Source organism: Xanthomarina sp. (genome assembly GCF_035306605.1).
Lineage (GTDB): Bacteria > Bacteroidota > Bacteroidia > Flavobacteriales > Flavobacteriaceae > Xanthomarina.
The window spans coordinates 1-25,391 of record NZ_DATGNR010000049.1; the positions used below are offsets into that span (position 1 = coordinate 1).

The following is a 25,391-nucleotide window of genomic DNA, read 5'->3' on the forward strand; positions in this document are numbered from 1 at the left end:
TGACCGTTGTCCAAATGATGGTTTGGGTAGAGATATGGTTGAAAACTATATGGATTACACCAACGATGCATGTATGAATATTTTTACCAACGATCAAGTAAGTAGAATGCTAACCGTTCTTGAAAATAGTCCTGGAATTTCAGAATTACCATTTTCTACAACTGGAGATGTTGAAATCATGGATTTAGATGCTAGTATTAAAATTGAGAATCTTAATGTTGCAAACTGTTCTGATTATTCAATAACTCCTGAATTAAAAATCACAAACAGAGGTAACAATACCCTAACTTCAGCTACAGTTAGCTATAACCTTGATAATGGAACAAGCTTGAACATTAACTGGACAGGTTCTTTAGCATACAGTGAATTTGAAATTATTTATGTTCCAGAAATAAGTGTTGCTCTAGGAGCTCACACATTTAATGTTTCGCTTAGCAACCCTAATGGAGGCACAGATGAGCAAATGACTAACAACACACATTCTTCTAACTTTACTATTACAGGAACAGCTTGTGCTTCAGTAGCTAGCACACAATATGGAACAAGCACCACCGGAGTTATCTTTAACACTATAAGCAATTTAAATACAGGTAAACCTTCTGGTTATAGTGATTATACTACTATGTCTACTGATGTAAATCGTGATAGCAGTTATAATTTAACTGTAAATGCTAATAGTGATGGTAACTATCAAGTTATCACTTATGCTTGGATAGATTGGAATCAAAACTGTAGTTTTGATGATCCAGGTGAGCAATACAACCTTGGAACTTCTGGTAATATTAATAATCAGCCAACTACAAATTCACCGTTATCTATTACAGTACCAACCAATGCTGTTTTAGGTAGTACTACTATGCGTATAACAACAAAGTATACAGATCCAGGTGCAAATGATTTCCCAACAGCATGCGAAATGAATCATGATGCTGAAGTAGAAGATTATACGGTAAATGTATTAGCTCAATTAAGTGTTGAAGAGTTTACTCTTAATAGCATTAGTTTATATCCTAATCCTGCTACAAACGTACTTAACATTTCATTAGCTAATAAAAATGATTTACCAGACAATTACTCTGTATACAACATGTTAGGTCAAGTTATTCTTACTAAAAGAATAACTAATGAGTCAGATTTATCTATCGATGCATCTAACTTAAGCAACGGAATGTATTTCATAAAAATAGCTAAAGGTTCTAATCAAGTGTCTTTACCTTTTATTAAGAAATAACTTTTAATATTAAATAAACTAAGGAGAGGATTGATGTTTATCAGTCCTCTTTTTTTATTTTTGAAGAAATAATATACTCTTGAAAATTTACAAGTCACTTCAACTGGATTTTAACTTTAATACCGTTGTTACCATTGGTACTTTTGACGGGGTTCATATTGGCCATAGAAAAATTATAGAACGCCTCGTTCAATCGGCTAAAAAAAGCCAACTAAAATCTGTGGTATTGACATTTTTTCCTCACCCACGAATGGTGCTACAAAAAGATGCCGATATGAAACTTATAAACACAATAGATGAAAGAAGTACCACTTTAAAACAACTTGGCTTAGATGTGTTGGTTGTTAAAAAATTCACGAAAGAATTCTCCCGATTAACTGCTGAAGAATACGTGACAGAAGTTTTAGTAAAACAACTTCGCGTAAAAAAAATAATCATCGGTTACGATCATCATTTTGGAAGAAATAGAACTGCCAACATAGAAGACCTTAAAGCCTATGGAAAAATTCACGATTTTGAAGTAGAAGAAATTTCAGCTCAAGATATTAATGAAGTTTCCGTAAGCTCTACGAAAATTAGAACGGCACTTTTAGAAGGAAACATAAAAAAGGCTAATAAGTATCTAGGCTCTAATTTTATATTGTCTGGAAAAGTAGTTAAAGGGAAAGGTCTAGGTAATACCATTGGATTCCCAACAGCTAATTTACATATTGAAGAATCCTATAAGCTTATTCCAAAACAAGGTGTTTACATCGTTAAAACTGTTATCGATAATCGAACTATTTTTGGAATGATGAATATTGGATTTAATCCTACAATTGATACAGATAAAAAACAAAAAATAGAAATACATTTCTTAAATTTCAACCAATCTATTTATAACCAAACTTTGGTTATTGAATTATTAGATAGAATTAGAGACGAACAAAAATTTGATTCTGTAAGTGCCCTTAAAGCACAACTAGAAAAAGATAAACAAACCTCATTAAAATACTTAGATGAGCATCATGCTTAACAAGATTTTATTTAAACATATAGACAATAGTCCACTAATAGTTTTTAGAATTATTTTTGGACTTTTATGTTTTTTAGAAGCTGTTGGAGCCATTTTTACAGGGTGGGTTAAAAGAACTTTAATAGACCCCGAATTCACATTTTCGTTTATTGGTTTGGAGTTTTTACAACCCCTTCCTGGTAATTGGATGTATGTTTACTTTTTAATTATGGGCCTATTTGGCTTAGGAATTATGCTTGGTTATAAGTACCGTTTTAGCGCCATCATGTTTACTCTTATGTGGACTACTACGTATTTTATGCAAAAAGCATCCTACAACAATCACTACTATTTACTTATGCTTTTAAGTGGTATCATGGTCTTACTACCTGCAAACAGGTATTATTCTATAGATGCTAAAAACAATCCCAATATCAAACAGTTATCCATGCCTAATTGGTGCAGGTTAGTGTTTATTACACAAATGTTTATTGTTTATACTTATGGATCCTTGGCCAAGATTTATCCAGGCTGGTTGGACACTTCCTTTATTGAGATTATAATGAAAAGTAAACAGCATTATTTTCTAGTAGGAGAACTACTCCAACAGAAATGGGTGCATTATTTTTTAGTGTATGGAGGTATATTATTTGACGGCTTAATTATTCCATTACTTCTATATAAACCAACAAGAAAATGGGCGTTTTTGGCTTCTATTTTCTTCCATTTATTTAATTCCTTTGTTTTTCAAGTCGGTATTTTTCCATATTTATCTTTAGCATTTGCACTTTTCTTTTTCGAGCCACAAACCATTCAAATCCTATTCTTTAAAAAGAAAATATCTTATTCTAAAAATGAAGTTTTAATTCCTTCATATAGAAATATATTAATAAGCATAGGAACCATCTATTTCATTATCCAAATAGCACTCCCTTTACGACATCATTTTATAAAAGACGACGTACTTTGGACAGAAGAAGGGCATAGAATGTCATGGAGAATGATGCTGAGATCAAAACAAGGATTTGCAGTCTTTAAAGTGGTAAACAAAAAAACTCAAAAGCACACACATGTTAATTTATACGACTATTTAACTAACAAACAGGTGCATTTAGTATCTAGTAAACCAGATGTTATTTGGCAATTTTCGCAACGTTTAAAGGATATTTATGCTAACAAAGGCGAAGATGTTGCAGTCTATGTAGATTGTAAAATCAGTATCAATGGTGGACCACACAAACAACTTATAGACCCAACCGTAGATTTAACTACTGTAAAATGGGATATTTTTAAACATTCAGATTGGATACTACCTTCAAATAACTTAGAACCATCCCAAGAACAACAACTTAAACTCACACAATAAAATCTGCTAACAATTTTACCTTCCAAGTGGGAACAAATCTCTTGGTAATTCCGTAAATTTGTGGCTTAAATTTCACAAAACATGCTACAAGTACCTTTTATTAGAGAAAACAAAGAAACCGTTATTAAGCAATTAGCCGTTAGGAATTTAGACGCGACTAAAATGATTGAAGACGTTTTATCTTTGGATGAAGACAGAAGACAAACCCAAACCCTTTTAGACAATGCATTGGCTGAATCCAATTCACTATCTAAAGAAATTGGAATCTTGTATAAATCTGGTAAGGCTGCCGAAGCCAATGTTTTAAAGGAAAAAACTACAGAACTTAAAGAAACTACTAAAGAATTAAACGAAAAGTTAAATGAAAAGGTAGAAGCTTTAAACCAACTGCTATATAAAATTCCAAACGTCCCTCATGCATCTGTTCCTAAGGGATCTACTGAAAATGACAATGAAATTGTATTTAGCGAAGGTACCATTCCAACCCTAGACAAAGAAGCCCTTCCGCACTGGGAGTTAGCTAAAAAATACGACATTATAGATTTTGAACTTGGTAATAAAATTACTGGAGCTGGATTTCCAGTTTACAAAGGGAAAGGTGCCCGATTACAACGTGCCTTAATTTCTTACTTTCTAGATAAAAATACAGCCGCCGGATATACAGAGTATCAGTTACCACATTTGGTAAATGAAGCTTCAGGTTTTGGAACAGGTCAATTACCTGATAAAGAAGGACAAATGTATCATGTTACAGAAGACAATTTATATCTAATCCCTACGGCCGAAGTACCAGGAACCAATATTTTTAGAGATGTTTTACTAGAAGAATCTGAATTACCAATTGGAATAACGGGTTATACCCCATGCTTTAGAAGAGAAGCAGGTAGTTATGGTGCACATGTAAGAGGATTAAACAGATTACACCAATTTGATAAGGTTGAAATTTTACGTGTGGAACATCCGAAACGTTCTTACGAAGCTCTAGATGAAATGGTAGAACATGTAAAAACTATTTTAAAAGAATTAAAACTTCCATATAGAATTTTAAGACTATGCGGTGGGGATATTGGTTTTACCTCAGCCCTCACCTACGATTTTGAAGTATTTTCAACAGCTCAAGACAGATGGTTAGAAATATCATCAGTTTCTAACTTTGAAACCTTTCAAGCTAACCGACTAAAACTACGCTTTAAAAATAGTGAAGGCAAAAATGAATTAGCCCACACCTTAAACGGTAGTTCTTTGGCTTTACCTAGAGTTTTAGCAGGTATATTAGAAAACTATCAAACAAAGGATGGTATTGTAATTCCAGAAGTTCTAGTACCTTACACTGGCTTCAAAATAATAGATTAATCGAGTAGGATTTTTCTTAATTTATCGGTAAAACGCTAAAAATAAACGTTGTTCAACGAATTTTTAGCGTTTTTCTTTGTTATTAAACATATTTTTTTGAAGTTAGCTAACCTGAATAACTAAACCTATTTGTGATGAAAAATATTGTACGTATTTTTCTACTATTGATTTTAATTTTTGTAGCTAGTAAAGTTTTATTTTCAGATTTTCATTTACCAAAAACTGAAAATGAAACTCTTACAATAGCTAAGGTTGAATAGAACTTTTAAAAATATATTATTTAATAGTAAATATCCCGATCAAATACTTGAATCATGTTAAATATGATTAATAGCACATTTATTTTGGTTGGCCAAAGCCTGAATTTTATTCAGGCTTTTTTTTATTCATAATATTCTGTAACAATTACTAAGTAAAAATGAAATTTATTCAACTAGCTTCCAAAATCATTCTTAAAAGTTGCCATACATACAAATTCTAAATGCACATTTCTTATCTTTACACAAAGCAAGGCCATGAGGATTTTACTAATTTTACTATTATGTATTTGTAACAGTATATTTTCGCAAGAAGATATAGTGGCTGCTGAATATTTCAAAAATGGTGATTTCGAAAAAGCCTTAATTTCTTATCAAAGACTTTATAATAAATCACCCAACAACAACACCTATTTGGTTCATTTGGTGAAATCACATCAACAATTAGAGAATTTTCAAGAAGCTGAAACTCTCCTTATAAATCAAATTCCTAAGTTTAACTATCCCCCTTTATTAATTGAATTGGGCTATAATTATCAGCTACAAAACAAATTATCTGATGCCGAAATCTATTACCATCGAGCTTTAGAAACCATAAACGAAAACCCAAATTATGTATTTTCAGTAGGTCAAGCCTTTGAAGATAAATCTCTATTAGAACATGCCATTACAGCTTATGAAAAAGCCATGACATTAAGACCCGAGTTAAATTTCAATGTACAATTGGCTAGAATTTATGGTGAACAAGGCAATGTTTCAAAAATGTTTGAAAGCTATTTAGATTTTGTTCAGCTTAACGAGGGGTATAAAAACACCATAAAAAGGGCTTTCAGCGAATTTATTTCTGAAGATAGCAATAACGAAAACAATATTATTTTAAGACGACTGCTACTTAAGAAAATTCAATCTGATCAAAGTCTTTTATGGAACGAAATGTTAAGTTGGTTATTTGTTCAGCAAAAGGAATACAACAAAGCCTTCACACAAGAAAAAGCCATTTTCTTTAGGCAACCTGAAAGTTTGGACAGAATTGAAGAATTAGCCCAGATTGCTACAGCAGACAAGGCTTATGAAACCGCTTTAAATATTTTTACTTATTTAACAGAAACCGCCCAAGACTTAGACACTTTATTAAAAGCTCACCACTATCTTTTGGATATAAAAACCCAGATGTCTACACCAACGGATTATCCGGCAATCTCAAGCGCTTATCAAGATGTATTTAGCTCCTTTGGAAAACAAACCCAAACTCTACAAATACAAATTTCTTATGCTCATTTCCTAGCATTTTACAAGTATAATACCCAAGATGCTATAAGTTTTTTAAAACAAAGTTTAGAAATGCCTCTTAATACCTTTCAAGAAGCTCAAGTAAAGATGGAACTAGGCGACATTCTTGTTTTGGAAGAAAAATTTAATGAAGCCTTAATTTATTACACCCAAATACAACGCAATTTAAAAAACAGTACCTTAGCTCAAGAAGCAAGATTTAAAGTAGCACAAACAAGTTATTATAAAGGCGATTTTAAGTGGGCAGAATCCCAACTAAAAATCCTAAAAACGTCCACCTCCCAATTAATTGCTAACGATGCCTTGGACCTTATGTTACTCATAACAGACAATAAGTATGAAGACTCCACACAAACCGCTTTAAAACTATATGCAAAAGCAGATTTAATGGCCTATCAGAACAGAACCGCAGATGCCATAGCACTTTTGGATGTGGTATTAAACGAACATCGGGGCAAAACCATAGAGGATCAAGCTTTATTTAAACAAGCCCAACTTTTTGAAAAAACAAAGGAATACCTTAAAGCGGAAAACAACTATATAAACATCATCGTAAATTTTAGTGACGATATTCTAGCGGATGACGCCCATTTCTATTTAGCAGAGCTATACCGAACAAAATTAAATCAACCCGAAAAAGCTCAAGATCATTACGGAAAAATAATTTTTAATTATCAGGATAGCATCTTTTTTGTTGAGGCTAGGAAAAACTATAGAATGCTAAGGGGCGATGCTATTGACTAGAAACTACGTAGTTCCAACAAAAACCAGTTGAGTAGTTACACATTAGTTAGCAAATATTAAAAAAATGATAGTAGCAGAAACCAACAGGCTCCTTATTACAAAATTTACTGAAAACGATGCTACGTTCTTTTATAAGCTAGCTAAATCACCAAATTGGATTAGATATATTGGAGACCGAGGTTTAAAAACTGTTACTGATGCCCAACTTTATTTAAAAGAAGATACTCTTAAAAGTTATACAGAATTTGGTTTTGGATTCTATAAATTACAATTAAAAGAAAACGGAGAATTAATTGGAACGTCTGGCTTAGTAAAGAGAGATTGGTTAGAGTACGTAGATATTGGGTTTGCACTGCTTCCGGAATATGAAGGGAAAGGATTTGGATTTGAAGCTTCGGAAGAAATTTTAAAACTGGCAAAAAACCAATTTCATTTAAATAAAATTCTAGCCATAACTTTACCAACAAATAAAAAGTCGGTTAAATTAATAGAAAAATTAGGCTTAGTTTTCGAAAAAAGAGTGAAACCCTTTGAAGATGACGAAGAACTTCTGTTATTTGCAAAAACACTTTGATAATATAATTAATCAAGTACTTTAGGCACATACAACTTTAACCACGTTTGGCGCTTTTAACATTAAAAACAAAATGATAATATATAACGTTACCGTAAATATAGACGAAAGCATTCACGACAAATGGCTTTCATGGATAAAAGAGCACATTCCTCAAGTACTGGCAACAGGAAAATTTACCGAGGCTAAACTCACTCGTGTTTTGATTGAAGAAGAAATGGGTGGCGTTACCTATTCCATTCAATACAGAGCAAAATCCAGAGAAGATTTAGAGGCTTACTACAAGCATCACGCAGATAAATTAAGACAAGAAGGTTTCATGTTATTTGCAGATAAAATGTTAGCTTTTAGAACCGAACTAGAAATTATTGACGAATACTCAATTACCTTTAACTAATTTAAAACAAGCCCTTGTGTCTAAAGACCATCAAGTAAAAGCAAAAAAACATTTAGGACAGCATTTTTTAACCGATGAATCCATTGCAGAGAAAATAGCAAACACTCTATCGTTAAAAGGATATAAGCATATACTTGAAATAGGTCCAGGTATGGGTGTTTTAACTAAATACCTTCTCAAAAAAGATACAACAACTCATGTTATTGAAATAGATACAGAGTCTGTAGAATATTTAAAAAACAACTATTTAAATTTAGCAGATAGAGTTATCGAGCAAGATTTTTTAAAGTACGATTTAAACCTGGTTTTCAACAACCAACCTTTTGCTATTATAGGAAACTTTCCTTACAATATATCTACTCAAATTGTTTTTAAAACCTTGGAAATGCGCGACCAAGTTCCAGAATTTTCAGGAATGTTTCAAAAAGAAGTCGCACAACGTATTTGCTCTAAAGAAGGAAGCAAAGTTTACGGCATTTTATCCGTTTTAACCCAAGCTTTTTATCATGCAGAATATTTATTTACAGTACCTCCAAGTGTCTTTAACCCACCACCAAAAGTAGATTCTGGTGTTTTGTTATTAACACGAAAAGAAAACTACACACTTCCATGTAATGAAAAAATGCTTTTTAAGGTTGTAAAAACTGCCTTTCAACAACGAAGGAAAACACTTAGAAACAGTTTAAAAACTTTTAATCTATCGGATAATTTAAAAGCAAATGGTATCTTTGACAAACGCCCGGAACAATTAGCAGTTCAAGAGTTTATAGAACTTACCCAATTAATTGAAACCGATTTAAAACAATAAATTCTCTATAATTCCATATAAAAAAAGACTAGAAACCTTATGTCTGAAAAAAACGAAAACTTACAATTCGAGCTAACCGACGGACTTATTGAACAAGTAGAGCTACTTATAGAAGCTAAAAATGATTCAGCGCTACATGATTTATTAGCAGAGTTTCATTACGCCGATATTGCAGAAATTTTAGATGAGGTTAATCTAGATGACGCCATGTATGTTATCAAGCTTCTAGACTCTGAAACTACATCGTATGTATTGATGGAGCTAGATGAAGATAATCGAGAGAAAGTTCTTAGAAACCTTTCAGCTAAAGAAATTGCTGAAGAAATTGAAGAGCTAGATACAGATGATGCTGCAGATATTATTGCCGAACTTCCTCAAGACAGACAAAGAGAAGTTATTTCTAACATTGAAGACGAAGACCACAAAGCAGAAATTACTGAACTTTTAGCATACGATGAAGATACGGCTGGAGGTCTTATGGCGAAAGAGTTGGTAAAAGTGTTCGAAACATGGACCGTTGCTGGTTGTTTACGTAGAATTAGAGCACAAGCTCAAGACGTTAGAAGAGTACATTCCATTTATGTGGTTAACAAACAAAACAAGCTTATTGGACGGCTTTCTCTAAAGGATCTAATTGTTGCCAAAAGCGATCAGAAAATTGCCGATATCTATATTAAAAGCGTTGATTATGTAAAAGTTAATGAAGATTCCGAAGAAGTAGCTAGAATCATGCAGAAATACGATTTGGAAGCCATTCCTGTAGTAGACGAAAACATGGTACTACTTGGCCGCATTACCATTGACGATATTGTGGATGTTATTCGTGAAGAAGCCGATAAAGATTACCAATTAGCGGCAGGTATTTCTAGAGGTGTTGAAGCTGATGCTAGTATTTTTAAATTAACCAAGGCCCGATTACCATGGTTGCTAATTGGAATGTTTGGAGGTTTAGGCGCTGCCAGTATTATCGAGCATTTTAATGAAGGCATGGGAGATTTTATCGTACTCTTAAGTTTTGTGCCTTTAATTCAAGCAACAGCCGGAAATGTAGGGGTACAATCCTCAGCTATTGTAGTTCAAGGATTGGCAAACGACACTATAGACGGAAAAATTTTAAAACGTCTTTTTAAAGAGTTTCTCTTAGGTTTAGTTAATGGAATAGCTATTGCCCTTATAGCTTTAATTATAAGTCATTTTATTTTTGGTACAGATTACCTGGTATCCATAACCATCTCACTTTCGCTAATAACCGTTATTACAATGGCGGCATTTATAGGCACCTTAATTCCTATTCTTTTAGATAAAAGAGGTATAGATCCAGCAGTAGCAACAGGTCCATTTATCACCACTAGCAACGACGTTTTTGGAGTATTGACCTACTTTTTAATAGCGAAACTTATTTTAGGTTTTTAATATGAAAATTTTACATCTCGACACCAATCATCCCTTATTAATACAACAACTTAAGGATTTAGGCTTTAAAAATGATGAAGATTATAATTCATCAAAAGCTGAAATAGAAGCTAAAATTGCCCTTTATGATGGGATAGTTATTAGAAGTCGGTTTACCATTGACAAAACCTTTCTAGACGCCGCAAAAAATTTAAAATTTATCGGTCGCGTTGGTGCTGGCCTTGAAAATATAGACTGTAATTATGCCGAAAGTAAAGGGGTTTATTTAATCTCAGCTCCAGAAGGCAATAGAAATGCCGTTGGCGAACATAGTTTAGCCTTACTGCTTTCCCTTTTCAATAAACTAAACAAAGCCGACAAAGAAGTTCGTGAAGGCAAATGGTTACGTGAAGCTAATAGAGGAATCGAGTTAGATGGAAAAACAGTAGGTTTAATTGGTTACGGAAATATGGGTAAAGCTTTTGCAAAAAAGCTCAGAGGTTTTGATGTAACTGTTATTTGTTATGACATAAAAGAAGGTGTAGGAGATAAAAATGCCAAACAAGTTTCATTGGCGGAATTTCAAGAAAAAGTTGATGTTGTTAGTTTACACACACCACAAACTCCTCTAACCCAAAACTTGGTTAATTCCAGTTTTATTCAAGCTTTCAAAAAACCATTTTGGTTAATTAATACAGCTCGAGGAAAAAGTGTTGTAACCAAAGATTTAGTTTCTGCCTTAGAATCCGGTAAAATTTTAGGAGCCGGTTTGGATGTTTTAGAATATGAAAAAACATCTTTTGAAGATATGTTTAGCACAAGTATGCCTGAACCTTTTCAATATTTAATACAAGCAGAAAATGTTCTTTTAACACCACATGTTGCTGGTTGGACAGTTGAAAGCAAAGAAAAATTAGCCCAAACTATTGTAGATAAAATTAAGGCTAAATTCTGTTAAATTTATAACTCAAAGAATACCAAAACCATGCAATATCAAGCAAATTCTCCAGAAGATTATATTGACCAAGTTCCTGAAGAGCGCCAGGCAGCCTTAAAGAAACTTAGAAAAACAATTAAAGACAATCTTCCTGAAGGTTTTGAAGAAGGCATCCAATATGGCATGATTGGCTATTATGTACCACATCGTATTTATCCAGAAGGATACCATTGCGATCCAAAAATTCCATTACCATTTATGAGTATGGCTTCACAAAAAAACTCCATTAACTTATATCATTCAGGTATATATTCAAAACCAGAAATACACGATTGGTTTGTAAATGAATTTCCTAAACACTCTAAGAAAAAATTGGATATGGGAAAAAGCTGCGTAAGATTTAAGAAGGTAGAAGATATTCCTTTTGAACTTATTGGAGAACTTTCAAAAAAGCTGACAGTTGATGAATGGATTCATATTTATGAAACTGCCATAAAAAAGAAGTAATTAATTTCCTTTATCAACACAACTCATAATTAATTTTTCAATGAAAAAACGCGTTACAGGAATTGGTGGATTATTTTTTAAAAGTAAAGATCCAAAAGCAGCTAAAGATTGGTATAAAAAACACCTAGGATTTAATACAGACGATTATGGATGTACCTTTTGGTGGAAAGATAAAGAAGGTAACGATTGTTCAACCCAATGGAGCCCGTTTTCTGAAGACACTAAATATTACGAGCCTTCTAAGAAAGACTTCATGTTTAATTATCGTGTAGAAAATTTAAGCGAATTATTGGCTACCTTAAAAGAGGAAGGCGTAACTATAGTTGGGGACATGGAAGAATACGACTATGGAAAATTCGGTTGGATACTTGATAACGATGGAAACAAAATTGAACTTTGGGAACCGGTAGACCAAGCTTTCAAATAACCATCCTTACTTACAATTAAATTACTTGACCGCAACTTAGTAAAAAAACCAAATATAACTCACTGGTTTTCATTATCTTTAGTAGACACATTCTAAATCTAAAAATTATGTCTACAAAAAATAAAGATTTTGAAGATGATACGTACTATGAAACACATAAGTACTCTAGCGATGTTTTAAAGGATGGAAAAACCATAGCTATTATTGCACACATGACTATAGTAGGTTGGGTTATTGCTTATATAATGAATAGTAAAACCAAAAATGCCTATGCCTCTTTTTACATAAGACAGTCATTAGGAATTATGTTAGCTATAATAATATGCAGCTTTATTCCGGTTCTTAACTGGTTTATAGGATTTGTATTTTTTGTTCTTTGGGTTATAAGTTTAATAGGTTCTTTAAGTGGTGAATTAAAACATATTCCTTTTTTTGGAAATAGATTCCAAATATGGTTTAATTCATTTTAAGAGTTTAGTTACTTTCATTCTGTTCTGAAAGCTTTTGCTCTAATTCTGCCTGAAATTCCTCCATAACAGGACGCACAGTACTTTCTGGCAGGTCTGCTATTTTAATATACATCAAACCATCTACAGCATTATTAAATAACGGATCCACATTAAACGCTACTAATTTCGCATTCTGTTTGATATACTTTTTAAGTAAAACCGGCAAACGTAAAGATCCTGGCTCTAATTCATCAATAATTTTATCGAATTTATTTAAATCTGCTTCGGTTTCATCAAACACAAAATCCTTGTCAGCATCCTTCAATTGAACCTTAAATTCTTTTTTAGGATGAACATATTGAGCAATATATGGGTCGTAGTAATGAGATTTCATAAACTCTATCATCAAGGATTTTGAGAAATTTGAAAACTGATTACTAATACTTACTCCACCTATTAAATACTTATGCTCTGGATAACGTAAAGTAGTATGTACAATACCTTTCCATAACAAAAATAAGGGCATGGGTTTTTGCTGATATTCCTTTACAATAAACGCACGGCCCATTTCTATAGATTGGCTCATCATTTTATGCAACTCTGGCTCGAATCTAAATAAGTCCTGCAAATAAAAACCATCAACACCTAAACTAGAAAATATTTGAGATCCTAATCCCATTCTATAAGCTCCTACCAATAACTCCTTTTCATTATCCCAAAGAAACATGTGGTGATAGTAGGTATCAAAAGAATCTAAATCGATTGACTCGTTTGTACCCTCACCTACTTCTCTGAATGTAATTTCACGAAGCCTTCCAATTTCTCTTAAAATATTTGGAATCTCATTACTAGTAGCTAAAAACACTTCGTAGTTTTTACTTTGTAACAATCTATAATCTCCATTTCTAAGAACGTCAACCTCTTGTGTCATGATGTCTTTAGAAATTGGCGTTACAATTCGTTTTGGTGGCTTTGGAACTTTTAAAGTAGATGAAATATGACTTAATAAATTTCCCTTTTCGTCGAAAGAATTAGAAAGCATATAGGTTTTCTTTCGAATAAATTCTGAATAGCCTTCAATAGTAGGATACTCCTTTTGATCGGTTACAGAAATAGGTCTCCCAATTCGCACTTTAATAGTTCGGCGTTTTTGGGTTAATAATTCTGAAGGTAATTTAGCTGTTCTGAACGTATCACTAATTTTAGATAATCTATAAAACAGCGGACTATTTTTAGCATGGAAGTAAATAGGAACCACAGGAACCTCAGCTTTTTGAATAAGTTTCATGGCCGCTTCTTCCCAAGGTTTATCCACCAATAACCTCCCATCTTTATAAGTTGAGACCTCACCTGCTGGAAAAACTCCTAATGGAGATCCTTCTCTAACATGTTTAATCGCGTTTTTAAAACCTGCAACACTAGATTTAATATCTTTTCTATCTTCAAACGGATTAACCGGAATAATAAATGGTTTTAGTGGCTCTACCCTATGAAGTAAAAAGTTAGCCATTATTTTAAAATCCTCACGTTGCTCCAACATAAGTTTTAAAAGTAAAATACCATCAATGCCCCCTAAAGGATGATTGGAAACTGTAATATAGGCACCATCCTTAGGTAAACGTTTTAAATCTTCTTCAGGAATTTCAAACTTAATTTGAAAATCGTGTAAAATTCCATTTAAAAAATCTGTTTTTTCTAGATGTTTATTTCGGTTATAAATATCGTTAAGTTTTGATATTTTTAGCACCTTCATTAGCATCCATCCTACAAAGGTTCCTACAAACCCGTAGGCATCTACTTGGATGGCTTTAGCCACCTCTTTAGCGGACACTAATCCTTTATCTAGTTGTTTAGTCATGAATACAAATGTAGTGAAAATGTTTATTTAGTAACCAACTGCATAGTTTCTTGTGTTAATTGTTTCAACAAGATACTCTTATCTTTCTCCATGTGTGTCTTTGTGGCCTCTGTATAGTGCCTTATGGTATATAAAGACACATTTTCAACACAGGTTACTTTAAATTTTGCTTTTAAATGTTGTAATAGTTCCTCTAAATTTTGATACATATTATCTACACAAACCGAAAATGTAATAGCTGAATTTTGAATAACATCCACTTTCATTTTATATAAATGTAACAATTTAAAAATCTCACTGATATTTTCCTCAACGATGTACGAGAAATCCAAAGATGACAAGGAAATAAGAACTTGGTTTTTCTTAACAATAAAACAAGGGATTTGTGGGTCTAAACCAGCTTCTTTACAAACCATAGTTCCCTTTCCTTCTGGGTTTAAAAAGGACTTAACATACAAAGGAATTTCCTTTCTTTGTAGCGGTTGCAATGTTTTAGGATGAATAACCGAAGCTCCATAAAAAGCCAACTCAATAGCTTCCCTGTACGATATTCTATTAAGTAATTGTGCATTTTCAAAATACCTCGGATCGGCATTTAAAACTCCTGGAACATCTTTCCAAATAGTAACACTTTCGGCATTTAAACAATAGGCAAAAATAGCAGCTGTATAATCGCTCCCCTCCCGTCCTAAGGTAGTAGTGAAATTATTAGCATCACTTCCTAAAAATCCTTGAGTGATATTTAACTGATTTCTATTGAAATTAGCACTAATTCTTTTTTGGGTATCCTCCCAATTAACATTAGCACTTCTGTAATAATTATCGGTTTTTATAAACTCGCGAACATCTAGATACTTATTTTTTATATCTAAATCGTTTAAATACTCACTTACAATAGTAGAAGAAACCAATTCTCCAAATCCAATAACCTGATCGTAAACAAAGTTATAATCAGGCGATTTGTTTCTATCCAAAAACGCTTTTAAATCGTTAAACAAGTCTGAAACTTTTGTAAAAACCTCATGCTTTTCGTCATCGAAAAGGTCTAATAAAATGGAATTATGGAATTTAAAAACGTCTTGGACTGAGCTTTGTAACTGCTTTGATTGCGCGAAATAGTTTTTAATTACTACTTCCAAGGCATTGGTAGTTTTTCCCATAGCCGAAACCACTATCAAAGTGTTTTTATAGCCTGTTTTATTTAAAACGTTTACTAAATTCTTTACGCTTTTGGCATCTTTTATGGATGCTCCTCCAAATTTAAATACTTGCATTATAATTTTGATAAATATGCTTTTATTCCTTCTTCGTTTAACTGAACTAGATCCCAATCTCTCATAACCTTAGCTCCTTTTTTTTCATAAAACGCAATGGCGTTTTCATTCCAATCTAGAACATCCCAACTAATACGTTTTACACCCAACTCATTACCAAAAACAACTACCTGATCGAGTAGTTTGGTCCCAATTTCTTTACCTCGCATTTCCCTATTAACGACCAAATCTTCTAAATGTAAGACTGGTCCCTTCCATGTAGAGTAACGCATATAAACTAAGGCCATTCCTTCAATTTTATTATTGACTTCGGCAACATAGCATACAAACTTAGGTTTCATGCCAAAACCATCACGTTCTAAATCTTCAACATTTATTTCTACGGCATCTGGTTCATTTTCAAAGTTTGCCAACTCTTTAATTAAATCATAAACAGCTAGCATGTCTTCTTTATTCGCCCTTCTAATTAAAATTTGCATATAAAAAATTTGTGGCTAAAGATAGTTTAAAGTTGTTTATTATCTATTTCGAATGTGTTGTAGTTTGTTAAAAAACACGATATTTGCAACACTAATAACATATTAAAACTTCATGTCTAGAAAAAATCAAACTTTAGGAGAGTTTATTATTGAAAACCAATCATCTTTTAAATATACTTCTGGAGAACTATCCAGACTTATTAACTCCATTCGTCTAGCGGCAAAAGTAGTTAATCACGAAGTAAATAAGGCAGGTTTAGTCGATATTATTGGAGCAGTTGGCGACACAAATATTCAAGGTGAAGACCAACAAAAACTAGATGTTTATGCCAATGAAAAGTTTATCCAAACATTAAAAAACAGAAACATCGTTTGCGGTATTGCAAGTGAAGAAGAAGATACTTTTATCTCAATTAACAGTCAAGATAACAACAACCAAAACAAATATGTAGTTCTTATCGATCCTTTAGATGGTTCGTCTAATATAGATGTGAACGTATCTGTAGGCACTATTTTCTCGGTGTATAGACGTGTTTCTCCTGTTGGTGGCCCGGTTACTATAGAAGATTTTCTTCAAAAAGGAAGCAAGCAAGTAGCTGCAGGATACATCGTTTATGGCACCTCAACCATGTTAGTTTATACCACTGGAGATGGTGTTAACGGATTCACATTAAACCCAGCTATAGGGACCTTTTATTTATCGCATCCAAACATGACTTTTCCAGAAAATGGTCGCATATATTCGGTAAACGAAGGTAATTACATTCATTTCCCTCAAGGTATAAAGGATTATATTAAGTATTGCCAAATGGAAGAAGGAGACAGACCTTACACGAGTAGATATATAGGTTCTTTGGTTTCAGATTTCCATAGAAACATGATAAAAGGAGGTATTTATCTTTATCCAAAAAGCTCAAAAACTCAAAATGGGAAACTACGTTTACTTTACGAATGTAATCCAATGGCTTTTTTAGCTGAAGAAGCCAACGGAAAAGCAAGTGATGGTTTTACAAGAATTCTAGATATTGAACCAACTGAATTGCATCAACGTGTGCCATTTATTTGTGGTAGTAAAAATATGGTAGAGAAAGCTGAAGAATTTATGCGCAACGCTAATAATTAAGCATATTTCAAAACCTAATTAACAAAAAACGAGCTGTATATAAATACAGCTCGTTTTTTTATGCTTTATAAATATCCTATTTATTAGGTATTCATGTTTCTCATTTCTTCTAAAAAGGTATCCATATCTACACCATTGCTAACTAGTACTAAAGCTTTATCAACAATATACTTAACGTTATCTGGTGAAAAACCTAAACCTACAGCAATCTTTTTAAGTACCAAAACCTCACTATCACCTTTTATATGGTCTACATAAACCATACGTGCCAAATCATACAAACGCTCCAAACGTCTTTCGTATGAAGATGGCGGATTTATTGGATGTGATTGGTAATCTTTTAAAATAGCACGATACTCTTCTTCATCAATGTCCAAGTTACGAGCTAAACGATCCAAGAATGCTTTTTCTTGTTCTGTAATAATCCCGTCGTCCATAGCCACTCTAACTATGGCTGCAAAATGATCGGAGTTGCGCTGTTTAAATCCGCTATCAAATAAATCTGAAAATGACATATATATTGTTTTATCCCTTTGGTTTGGCTACAAATATAGTTAAAGTATGAACGTAATAAAACTAAAAATTTTCTTTTTTAAATGCTCACATTTAATAGTTAAACACAAGATAAATACACAACTAACAAAAAATTGCATATCAGAAACTTAAGGTTTATATTTGCAGTTGGAAATGAAACTATTAAATAACATATTACGCCTACCATTTTTCAGCACTTATTATTATCAAATAGTAGTTGCTCGGTATGGCTATATGTATATTTTACATTAAATTTTAAAGAGAAATCTGATAAGAAAATATTTATAACCTAAAGCCCGAGCAATTTGCTCGGGCTTTTTTTATTTAAAAAAACATGGAAATAATTAACAAGTTAAAAGAAAATGTAGAAATAATTCTTCCAGAAAACGGATTGGAAGAAAAGTTAGAACAAGCAAGAAAAGAGAACCGAAAACTAATTATTAAATTAGGTTTTGACCCAACCGCTCCAGATTTACATTTAGGGCATGCCGTTGTATTAAAGAAACTCAGGCAGTTTCAAGAATTAGGACATCAAATTGTAATTTTAGTTGGAAATTTTACCGCTAGAATAGGAGATCCAACCGGGAAAAACAAAAGTAGAAAACCTTTGTCTTCAGAAGATGTTCAGCATAATGCAGAAACATACCTAAAGCAATTATCAAAAATTATAGACATTGATAAAGTAAAAATAGTGTTCAATTCTGAATGGTTGGACAAACTATCATTTACAGAGGTTATTCAGATTTTATCGAAAGTTACGGTAGCTCAATTAATGCACAGAAACGATTTTAATAAGCGCTTTACAGAAAACACCCCAATTGCCATGCACGAATTAGTTTACCCCATTCTCCAAGGATTTGATTCTGTAGAAATTAAAGCAGATATTGAAATGGGAGGAACGGACCAACTTTTTAATTGCACGATGGGAAGACAACTACAAGAAACCTTTGAAATGAGTCCACAAGTAGTGATGTGTATGCCTTTATTAAAAGGACTTGATGGAAAAGAAAAAATGAGTAAATCTCTAAATAACATTATTGGCCTAACAGATGAGCCAAATAATATGTTTGGAAAAACCATGTCTATTCCTGATAGCTTGATTGAAGAGTTCTTGGATTTGGCCACTGATTTTTCAATCATAGAAAAAGATGCTTTCAAGGTGAAATTGACCAACGGTGAAAACCCAATGAATATTAAAAAACTAATTGCCAAAAACATCATTACACAATATCATAATGATATTGAAGCTCAAAAAGCAGAAGAGTTCTTCACCAATCAATTTCAAAGTAAAAAATTTGAAGAAAAAAGCTTTGAGCCTATTTTGATTAATAATATTCCAAACGAAAACAAAGTTGTTAATTTAGTAGACCTATGTGTTCAACTTAAAAAAGGAGAATCAAAATCAGCTATTAGAAGACTTATTGAAAGCGGCGCAGTTAGAATTAACAATGAAAAAACACAAGAGCTTTTTGCAAAAATAAAACTACAAGAAGGCCTTAAAATACAAATTGGGAAAAGAGACTTTTTCGAATTAAAAGCATAGACTGAATCCGTAGGAAACCTAAGGCAACCGTGTTTTTTAACACTAGAAAATCGTTCGTTTTCATCTTTAAAACAGAAATAACATCTAGCCATTAATCATTTTAATGGCTTCGTGTTTTTCTTAAATAAGTAATAAAATCTAAATAGTTATTCAACTAAAAAAAATGAAACATTATCTTTACCAAAAATAAATTGTCTTGGGTAAAAAACACCTCTCGCAAATATATGCACAGGCTTTGCAAACGCAAAATCTGCATACTGCTATTGCCAAAAATCAGAATAAAGTACATTTAAATGGCCTTATTGGCTCTTCACTTTCATTTGTATTAATTGAAACCTTTAAGCAAACAGACAAACCTTTTTTACTTGTTTTTAACGACAAGGAAGAAGCGGCTTTTTATCTGAACGACTTAGAGAGTTTGCTTAACGATAAGGACGTGCTTTTTTATCCTGGAAGCTACAGAAGACCTTATCAAATTGAAGAAACCGATAACGCCAATGTGTTATTAAGAGCTGAAGTTTTAAATAGAATTAATTCTAGAAAAAAACCAGCAATTATTGTTACCTATCCAGATGCCTTATTCGAAAAGGTAGTTACTAGAAAAGAATTGGAGCGCAACACGCTTAAAATTTCTTTAAACGATAATTTATCCATCGACTTTGTAAATGAGGTCTTGTTTGAATACAAATTTAAACGTGTGGATTTCGTTACCGAACCAGGTGAATTTTCGGTGCGTGGTGGTATTGTGGATGTTTTTTCATTTAGCAATGACGAACCATACCGTATCGAGTTTTTTGGAGACGAAGTAGATAGTATTCGAACGTTTGATGTGGAAACCCAGCTATCTACCGAACAAATCAAAAAAATAAACATCATTCCCAACGTTGCCAATAAACTTATTGAAGAAAGCAGACAGAGTTTTTTAGATTATATGGCTTCAAAAACAGTGGTTTTTACTAAGAATAGCGATTTGTTATTTTCAAGAATCGACGACTTTTATGAAAAAGCCGTAGAAGCTTTTAAAAGCCTAACTTCAGAATTAAAACATGCTGAGCCAGAGGAATTATTCTGTCATTCAACCTTATTAAAAAGGCAGCTTTTGGAGTTTACTTTGGTTGAGTTTGGCAGTCAATCATTATTTAGTAACCAAGGAAACGCCATTGAATTCCATACAACACCGCAACCTTCATTTAATAAACAATTCAATTTATTAATTGAAAACCTGAATACCAATCACGAGAAAGGATTTACCAATTATATTGCCTGTGTAAGCGAACAACAAGCAAAAAGGTTTCACGATATTTTTGAAGATGCCGAAGAGGAGGTTCATTATAAAACCATAGTATTACCACTTTATCAAGGATTTGTTGATAATGATAATAAAATATGCTGTTACACCGATCATCAAATCTTTGAACGGTACCATAAGTTTCATTTAAAAAATGGTTATGCCAAAAAACAAGCCATTACCTTAAAAGAACTTACAAGTCTTGAAATTGGCGATTATGTTACCCATATAGACCATGGTATTGGAAGATTTGGAGGCTTACAAAAAATTGATGTTGAAGGCAAAAAACAAGAAGCCATAAAACTAGTTTATGGCGAACGAGACATCTTATATTTAAGCATCCACTCACTTCATAAAATCACCAAATTTAACGGGAAAGACGGAAAACCTCCTAAGGTGTATAAATTAGGAAGTGCTGCCTGGAAAAATTTAAAACAAAAAACCAAAACCCGAGTTAAGGAAATTGCCTTTAACTTGATTCAAGTTTATGCCAAGCGTAAACTAGAAAAAGGATATCAGTATCATCCGGATAGTTCCATGCAATTGGAGTTGGAATCTTCATTTATTTATGAAGATACACCAGACCAAATGACCGCAACAGCCGATATTAAAGCAGACATGGAAAGCGAAAGACCTATGGACCGTTTGGTTTGTGGTGATGTTGGTTTTGGTAAAACTGAAGTCGCCATTCGTGCTGCCTTTAAAGCTGTAGATAATGGAAAACAAGTAGCGGTTTTAGTACCAACAACCATTTTAGCTTACCAACATTCTAGAACTTTTAAGGAACGTTTAAAAGATTTCCCTGTAACCATAGAATATTTAAATCGTTTTAGAACGGCTAAAGAGAAGAAAGAAACCTTAGAAGGATTAGAAAGCGGACATGTTGATATTGTTATTGGAACCCATCAGTTAGTAAACAAGAATGTCAAATTTAAAGACTTAGGCTTATTAATTGTAGATGAGGAGCAAAAGTTTGGAGTTGCCGTAAAAGAAAAACTCAGAACCCTTAAGGAACACGTTGATGTGTTAACCTTAACAGCAACGCCCATACCAAGAACGCTTCAGTTCAGTTTAATGGCAGCAAGAGACTTATCGGTTATCACTACTCCTCCACCCAATCGTTATCCTATAGAAAGCCATGTTATTAGGTTTAGCGAAGAAGCCATTAGAGATGCCGTGACCTACGAAATTCAACGAGGTGGACAAATTTTCTTTATTCATAATCGCATTGAAAACATTAAGGAAGTAGCCGGTATGATTCAGCGATTGGTTCCAGACGCCAAAATTGGAATTGGCCATGGACAAATGGATGGAAAAAAACTAGAGCAACTTATGTTAGCCTTTATTAATGGTGAATTTGACGTTTTAATAAGCACAACCATTGTAGAAAGCGGATTAGATGTTCCAAATGCCAACACCATTTTTATAAACAATGCCAATAATTTTGGTTTAAGTGATTTACACCAAATGCGTGGTCGTGTTGGACGAAGTAACAAAAAAGCATTTTGTTATTTTATTACTCCGGAATATTCAGCTATGACCGATGATGCTAGAAAGCGTATCACTGCGTTAGAACAATTTTCTGAACTGGGTAGTGGATTTAATATTGCTATGAAAGATCTAGAAATTCGTGGCGCTGGGGATTTATTAGGAGGTGAACAAAGTGGATTTATAAACGATATTGGGTTTGACACCTATCAGAAAATATTAAATGAAGCCATTGAAGAACTTAAAGAAAATGAGTTTAAAGATTTGTATGAAGACGATGGCAAAGAAAAAGAATATGTAAAAGATGTGACTATAGATTCTGATTTAGAAATGCTTTTCCCTGACGATTATGTCAATAATATTTCTGAACGATTAAATCTATACACCCAACTCAACAACATTAAAACCGAAGAAGAACTGCAAAAATTTGAATCGGAAATCGTGGATCGTTTTGGAGAGTTACCGACTCAAGTTGTAGACTTATTTAATAGTGTTCGAATTAAATGGATTGCTACTAAAATGGGACTTGAAAAAGTAGTCATGAAACAAGGCAAACTTATTGGGTACTTTATAACCGATCAGAAAAGTGGTTATTACCAAAGTAGTGGATTTACCAAGGTTTTACAATATGTGCAATCGCATCCTTCGGCTTGTAAAATGAAAGAAAAAGAAACTAGAAACGGTTTACGTTTACTACTAACATTCGAGCGTATTAAAACTGTAAAACAAGCTTTAGCTGTTTTAAAACCTATAGTGGATTAAGATGGAGTTTCCTGCTTTTCTGTTTCCATAAGCAAGAAAGGCAGGATTAAAAATGATAAAACGCATCTTCATAATGCGTAAGTTCTTCGGTGGACTTGTTTTTTATAATTGCTATAATATCGAAACGCGTTTCTAAAGATAAATCGTTTTCATTTAAATATGCATCCATAGCTTTTACCAGAAGCTTCACTTTGCTTTTGCTTACAAAACTTTGCGGATCGCCAAACACATCTGAATTTCGGGTTTTCACCTCAATGCAAACAACACAATCTCCTGCCTTGGTTTTAGCGATAATATCCACCTCAGCACGATCGTAAAAATAATTACGTTCCAAAATCTCATAGCCGTTTTTCAAGAGATATTCAGCTGCAAATTGCTCTCCCCATTCACCTAGTTCGTTGTGATACGCCATATAAGTTTCTGTAAAATGGGAATATCTTCCCAACAATTCTATAATCCCCTCATTTACCAACTAAATATAATCAACCCAACCTCATTTAGCAATAGACAAATGGATATTTCAAAAACAAATTGTACAATAAGTGGTACTTTTGCCTATTAATAAATGTACGTGTAACATGGCAACCATTAAATGTCCCAATTGTGGTGTTTATAATACAGACAAAGATTATTGCGAAGAATGTCAAACCGTCTTATCTTATAAAATAAGACGCGAACTGGCTTATAAGGAGCAAGAAAAAGAGCGGCTAAAAGAACTTGCAAACCAAGAGAAAAATCCATCTTTTTTTGAAAAATACAGTAATCACCGTTTTTTTATAATTCGTTTTTTAACTAAAATCATTCGTTCTATTTGGCTTGGTTTTATGGCTATTGGAATGTTTATTGCTTGGTTAATTTCAGCTATAGTTGCATGAAAATCCTTAAAAATCCCATACTTATCATTTTCTGTTTGATTGCTACATTTATTTACATTTCAAACAGAGTAGCCTTAGCTCTACCTTCTTGGATATACTTTTATGTGAACGATTTTTTATGTATGCCCGTTGTATTGAGTATTAGTTTGGCCATACTTCGATTTATAAAAAAATCAGAAACTATATATGTGCCTTTAAGCGTCATACTAATTATGACAAGCTATTACGCCATTTATTTTGAATGGTTGATGCCTAAACTCAGCACGAGATACACTGGAGATACAATAGATGTGATACTCTATTTCTTAGGTGCTTTATTATTTTATCGTTTTCAGAAGCGCTTGTTTTAAACACTTCAGGTTTAATTTAGTCTTCAAAAACAACCGTCGACTTATCCTTTCCTACCGTCATTTTAATTGTTTTTCCAAGTATCATGGCTCGATTATCCTTTTCATGTCCTGCGGGCATATTAAAAGCAATTGGAAAATTATACTCTGCTAAAGCATCTAAAATAAGTTGTTCAATAGACGACCCCCATGGTGTGGTGTTCTTTCTAACCTTACTCATATCACCAACCAAAACACCTGCGCAATTATTAAAGTAACCAGCGCGTTTTAAACTCTGCAACATTCTATCGATATGATATTTATATTCACCTATTTCTTCAATAAATAAGATTTTTCCAGTCATATCCAGACTAGTTTTAGAGCCTAACATGGTATGTAGCATGGTTAAATTTCCACCCACCAAAGGAGCTGAAACCGTTCCAACCCTATTGTATTCAGAACCATTTAAGGTATAGCTTAAAGATTCGCCAAAAATGGCTTTCTTAAAAGTGGCAATCGTTTCTACCGTGTCTTTTGGATCGTCGGACAAGCTCATACACATAAGTGCGTGTATGCTTTCAAAACCTTCGTTGTGAAACTGATTGTGCAAAGCAGTTATATCACTATAACCTATTAGCCATTTTGGATTTTTCATTAATTTCGTAAAATCCAATTTATCTAAAATTCTAACCGTTCCATAGCCTCCTCTAGCACACCAAATAGCACTAATAGTTGGGTCGTCCATAGCTTTTTGGAAATCTTCACAACGCTCATCGTCTGTACCTGCAAAATGATTGTTCTGATTAAAAACATGTTTTCCAACCACAACGTTTAAGCCCCAACTTTTAAGTAAACTTTCAGCTTGACTTACTTCGCTAGTTCTACCTTTTAAAATTCCTGAAGGAGCCACAATGGCAACTGTATCGCCCGTTTTTAAATATGGAGGTTGTATCAAAATTTGCGTGTTTTTTGTTTGAATACCTTGCGCTAAAAGACTTTGTTTTCCGAAGAATAAAGTCATGCAGAAAAAGAGTAATATAAAGCTGTTTTTTATCATGATGTAAATGTACATTATTTTTCACATGTTTAATTTTGAATACTAATCAAACCATAAA

24 protein-coding genes are annotated in these 25,391 nt (G+C 33.0%); 18 read left to right on the forward strand and 6 right to left on the reverse strand.

All coding sequences use genetic code 11. The features are described from left to right. The 13 genes from VKY41_RS07770 to VKY41_RS07830 all read left to right on the forward strand — a co-directional run. On the forward strand, nucleotides 1-1,231 hold a 1,231-nt coding region (locus VKY41_RS07770; RefSeq protein ID WP_500813874.1), incomplete at its 5' end, for a T9SS type A sorting domain-containing protein. Between the two features lie 79 nt (nucleotides 1,232-1,310). After that, nucleotides 1,311-2,246 (forward strand): bifunctional riboflavin kinase/FAD synthetase, encoded by a 936-nt coding sequence (locus tag VKY41_RS07775; RefSeq protein ID WP_500813875.1) that lies wholly within the window; start codon nucleotides 1,311-1,313, stop codon nucleotides 2,244-2,246. Continuing rightward, entirely contained in the window at nucleotides 2,239-3,591 is a 1,353-nt protein-coding gene (locus VKY41_RS07780; protein ID WP_500813905.1) for an HTTM domain-containing protein, read from the forward strand. Before VKY41_RS07775 ends, VKY41_RS07780 begins: the two co-directional genes overlap by 8 nt. An 81-nt stretch (nucleotides 3,592-3,672) precedes the next feature. After that, nucleotides 3,673-4,944: a serine--tRNA ligase gene (gene serS, locus VKY41_RS07785; protein WP_500813876.1), complete on the forward strand. Its 1,272-nt coding sequence runs from the start codon at nucleotides 3,673-3,675 to the stop codon at nucleotides 4,942-4,944. 515 nt (nucleotides 4,945-5,459) lie between these two features. Further along, a complete protein-coding gene (locus VKY41_RS07790) occupies nucleotides 5,460-7,235 on the forward strand; it encodes a tetratricopeptide repeat protein (RefSeq protein WP_500813877.1) in 1,776 nt (591 codons plus the stop codon). Between the two features lie 64 nt (nucleotides 7,236-7,299). After that, nucleotides 7,300-7,809, forward strand: a complete 510-nt coding sequence (locus VKY41_RS07795) for a GNAT family N-acetyltransferase (protein WP_500813878.1) — start codon at nucleotides 7,300-7,302, stop codon at nucleotides 7,807-7,809. A gap of 73 nt (nucleotides 7,810-7,882) precedes the next feature. After that, nucleotides 7,883-8,206, forward strand: coding sequence for a DUF4286 family protein (locus VKY41_RS07800; RefSeq protein ID WP_500813879.1), 324 nt, complete (start codon nucleotides 7,883-7,885; stop codon nucleotides 8,204-8,206). A gap of 16 nt (nucleotides 8,207-8,222) precedes the next feature. Then, nucleotides 8,223-9,014 (forward strand): 16S rRNA (adenine(1518)-N(6)/adenine(1519)-N(6))-dimethyltransferase RsmA, encoded by a 792-nt coding sequence (rsmA, locus tag VKY41_RS07805; RefSeq protein WP_500813880.1) that lies wholly within the window; start codon nucleotides 8,223-8,225, stop codon nucleotides 9,012-9,014. Between the two features lie 39 nt (nucleotides 9,015-9,053). Beyond that, nucleotides 9,054-10,427, forward strand: coding sequence for a magnesium transporter (mgtE, locus tag VKY41_RS07810; RefSeq protein WP_500813881.1), 1,374 nt, complete (start codon nucleotides 9,054-9,056; stop codon nucleotides 10,425-10,427). A gap of 1 nt (nucleotide 10,428) precedes the next feature. Further along, a complete protein-coding gene (locus VKY41_RS07815; RefSeq protein ID WP_500813882.1) occupies nucleotides 10,429-11,364 on the forward strand; it encodes a 2-hydroxyacid dehydrogenase in 936 nt (311 codons plus the stop codon). Between the two features lie 27 nt (nucleotides 11,365-11,391). Next, nucleotides 11,392-11,850 (forward strand): DUF1801 domain-containing protein, encoded by a 459-nt coding sequence (locus VKY41_RS07820; RefSeq protein ID WP_500813883.1) that lies wholly within the window; start codon nucleotides 11,392-11,394, stop codon nucleotides 11,848-11,850. 40 nt (nucleotides 11,851-11,890) lie between these two features. Continuing rightward, on the forward strand, nucleotides 11,891-12,277 hold the full coding sequence (locus VKY41_RS07825; protein WP_500813884.1) for a VOC family protein: 387 nt from the start codon (nucleotides 11,891-11,893) through the stop codon (nucleotides 12,275-12,277). Nucleotides 12,278-12,384: 107 nt separating this feature from the next. Continuing rightward, a complete protein-coding gene (locus tag VKY41_RS07830) occupies nucleotides 12,385-12,747 on the forward strand; it encodes a DUF4870 domain-containing protein (protein WP_500813885.1) in 363 nt (120 codons plus the stop codon). A 4-nt stretch (nucleotides 12,748-12,751) separates the two neighbouring features. Here VKY41_RS07830 and VKY41_RS07835 read toward each other — a convergent pair whose 3' ends face one another. Genes VKY41_RS07835 through VKY41_RS07845 form a run of 3 tightly spaced genes read right to left on the reverse strand, consistent with a single transcriptional unit; the run spans nucleotide 12,752 to nucleotide 16,337 of the window. Further along, nucleotides 12,752-14,584 (reverse strand): GNAT family N-acyltransferase, encoded by a 1,833-nt coding sequence (locus VKY41_RS07835; RefSeq protein ID WP_500813886.1) that lies wholly within the window; start codon nucleotides 14,582-14,584, stop codon nucleotides 12,752-12,754. A gap of 23 nt (nucleotides 14,585-14,607) precedes the next feature. Further along, entirely contained in the window at nucleotides 14,608-15,858 is a 1,251-nt protein-coding gene (locus VKY41_RS07840) for an aspartate kinase (RefSeq protein WP_500813887.1), read from the reverse strand. After that, complete coding sequence (locus tag VKY41_RS07845) at nucleotides 15,858-16,337, reverse strand: GNAT family N-acetyltransferase (RefSeq protein WP_500813888.1); 480 nt, start codon at nucleotides 16,335-16,337, stop codon at nucleotides 15,858-15,860. Before VKY41_RS07845 ends, VKY41_RS07840 begins: the two co-directional genes overlap by 1 nt. 112 nt (nucleotides 16,338-16,449) lie before the next feature. Here VKY41_RS07845 and fbp point away from each other — a divergent pair, with 112 nt between their 5' ends. Then, nucleotides 16,450-17,460 (forward strand): class 1 fructose-bisphosphatase, encoded by a 1,011-nt coding sequence (gene fbp, locus VKY41_RS07850; protein ID WP_500813889.1) that lies wholly within the window; start codon nucleotides 16,450-16,452, stop codon nucleotides 17,458-17,460. Between the two features lie 83 nt (nucleotides 17,461-17,543). On the opposite strand, the gene VKY41_RS07855 is transcribed toward fbp, so the two are convergent. Next, nucleotides 17,544-17,975 (reverse strand): tellurite resistance TerB family protein, encoded by a 432-nt coding sequence (locus tag VKY41_RS07855; protein ID WP_500813890.1) that lies wholly within the window; start codon nucleotides 17,973-17,975, stop codon nucleotides 17,544-17,546. Between the two features lie 353 nt (nucleotides 17,976-18,328). Here VKY41_RS07855 and tyrS point away from each other — a divergent pair, with 353 nt between their 5' ends. Together tyrS and mfd are read left to right on the forward strand one after the other, a co-directional pair. Next, on the forward strand, nucleotides 18,329-19,537 hold the full coding sequence (gene tyrS / locus VKY41_RS07860) for a tyrosine--tRNA ligase (protein WP_500813891.1): 1,209 nt from the start codon (nucleotides 18,329-18,331) through the stop codon (nucleotides 19,535-19,537). A 196-nt stretch (nucleotides 19,538-19,733) separates the two neighbouring features. Then, a complete protein-coding gene (gene mfd / locus VKY41_RS07865; RefSeq protein WP_500813892.1) occupies nucleotides 19,734-23,075 on the forward strand; it encodes a transcription-repair coupling factor in 3,342 nt (1,113 codons plus the stop codon). Nucleotides 23,076-23,121: 46 nt separating this feature from the next. On the opposite strand, the gene VKY41_RS07870 is transcribed toward mfd, so the two are convergent. Beyond that, a complete protein-coding gene (locus tag VKY41_RS07870; protein WP_500813893.1) occupies nucleotides 23,122-23,487 on the reverse strand; it encodes a YraN family protein in 366 nt (121 codons plus the stop codon). Between the two features lie 166 nt (nucleotides 23,488-23,653). On the opposite strand from VKY41_RS07870, the gene VKY41_RS07875 reads away from it, so the two are divergent. Further along, nucleotides 23,654-23,950, forward strand: coding sequence for a TFIIB-type zinc ribbon-containing protein (locus tag VKY41_RS07875; RefSeq protein WP_500813894.1), 297 nt, complete (start codon nucleotides 23,654-23,656; stop codon nucleotides 23,948-23,950). Next, a complete protein-coding gene (locus tag VKY41_RS07880; protein ID WP_500813895.1) occupies nucleotides 23,947-24,300 on the forward strand; it encodes a hypothetical protein in 354 nt (117 codons plus the stop codon). Before VKY41_RS07875 ends, VKY41_RS07880 begins: the two co-directional genes overlap by 4 nt. A gap of 16 nt (nucleotides 24,301-24,316) precedes the next feature. Here VKY41_RS07880 and VKY41_RS07885 read toward each other — a convergent pair whose 3' ends face one another. Then, the gene (locus VKY41_RS07885; RefSeq protein WP_500813896.1) at nucleotides 24,317-25,348 is read right to left on the reverse strand and encodes a S66 peptidase family protein; all 1,032 of its coding nucleotides are present in this window, start codon (nucleotides 25,346-25,348) and stop codon (nucleotides 24,317-24,319) included. Nucleotides 25,349-25,391: the final 43 nt, after the last annotated feature.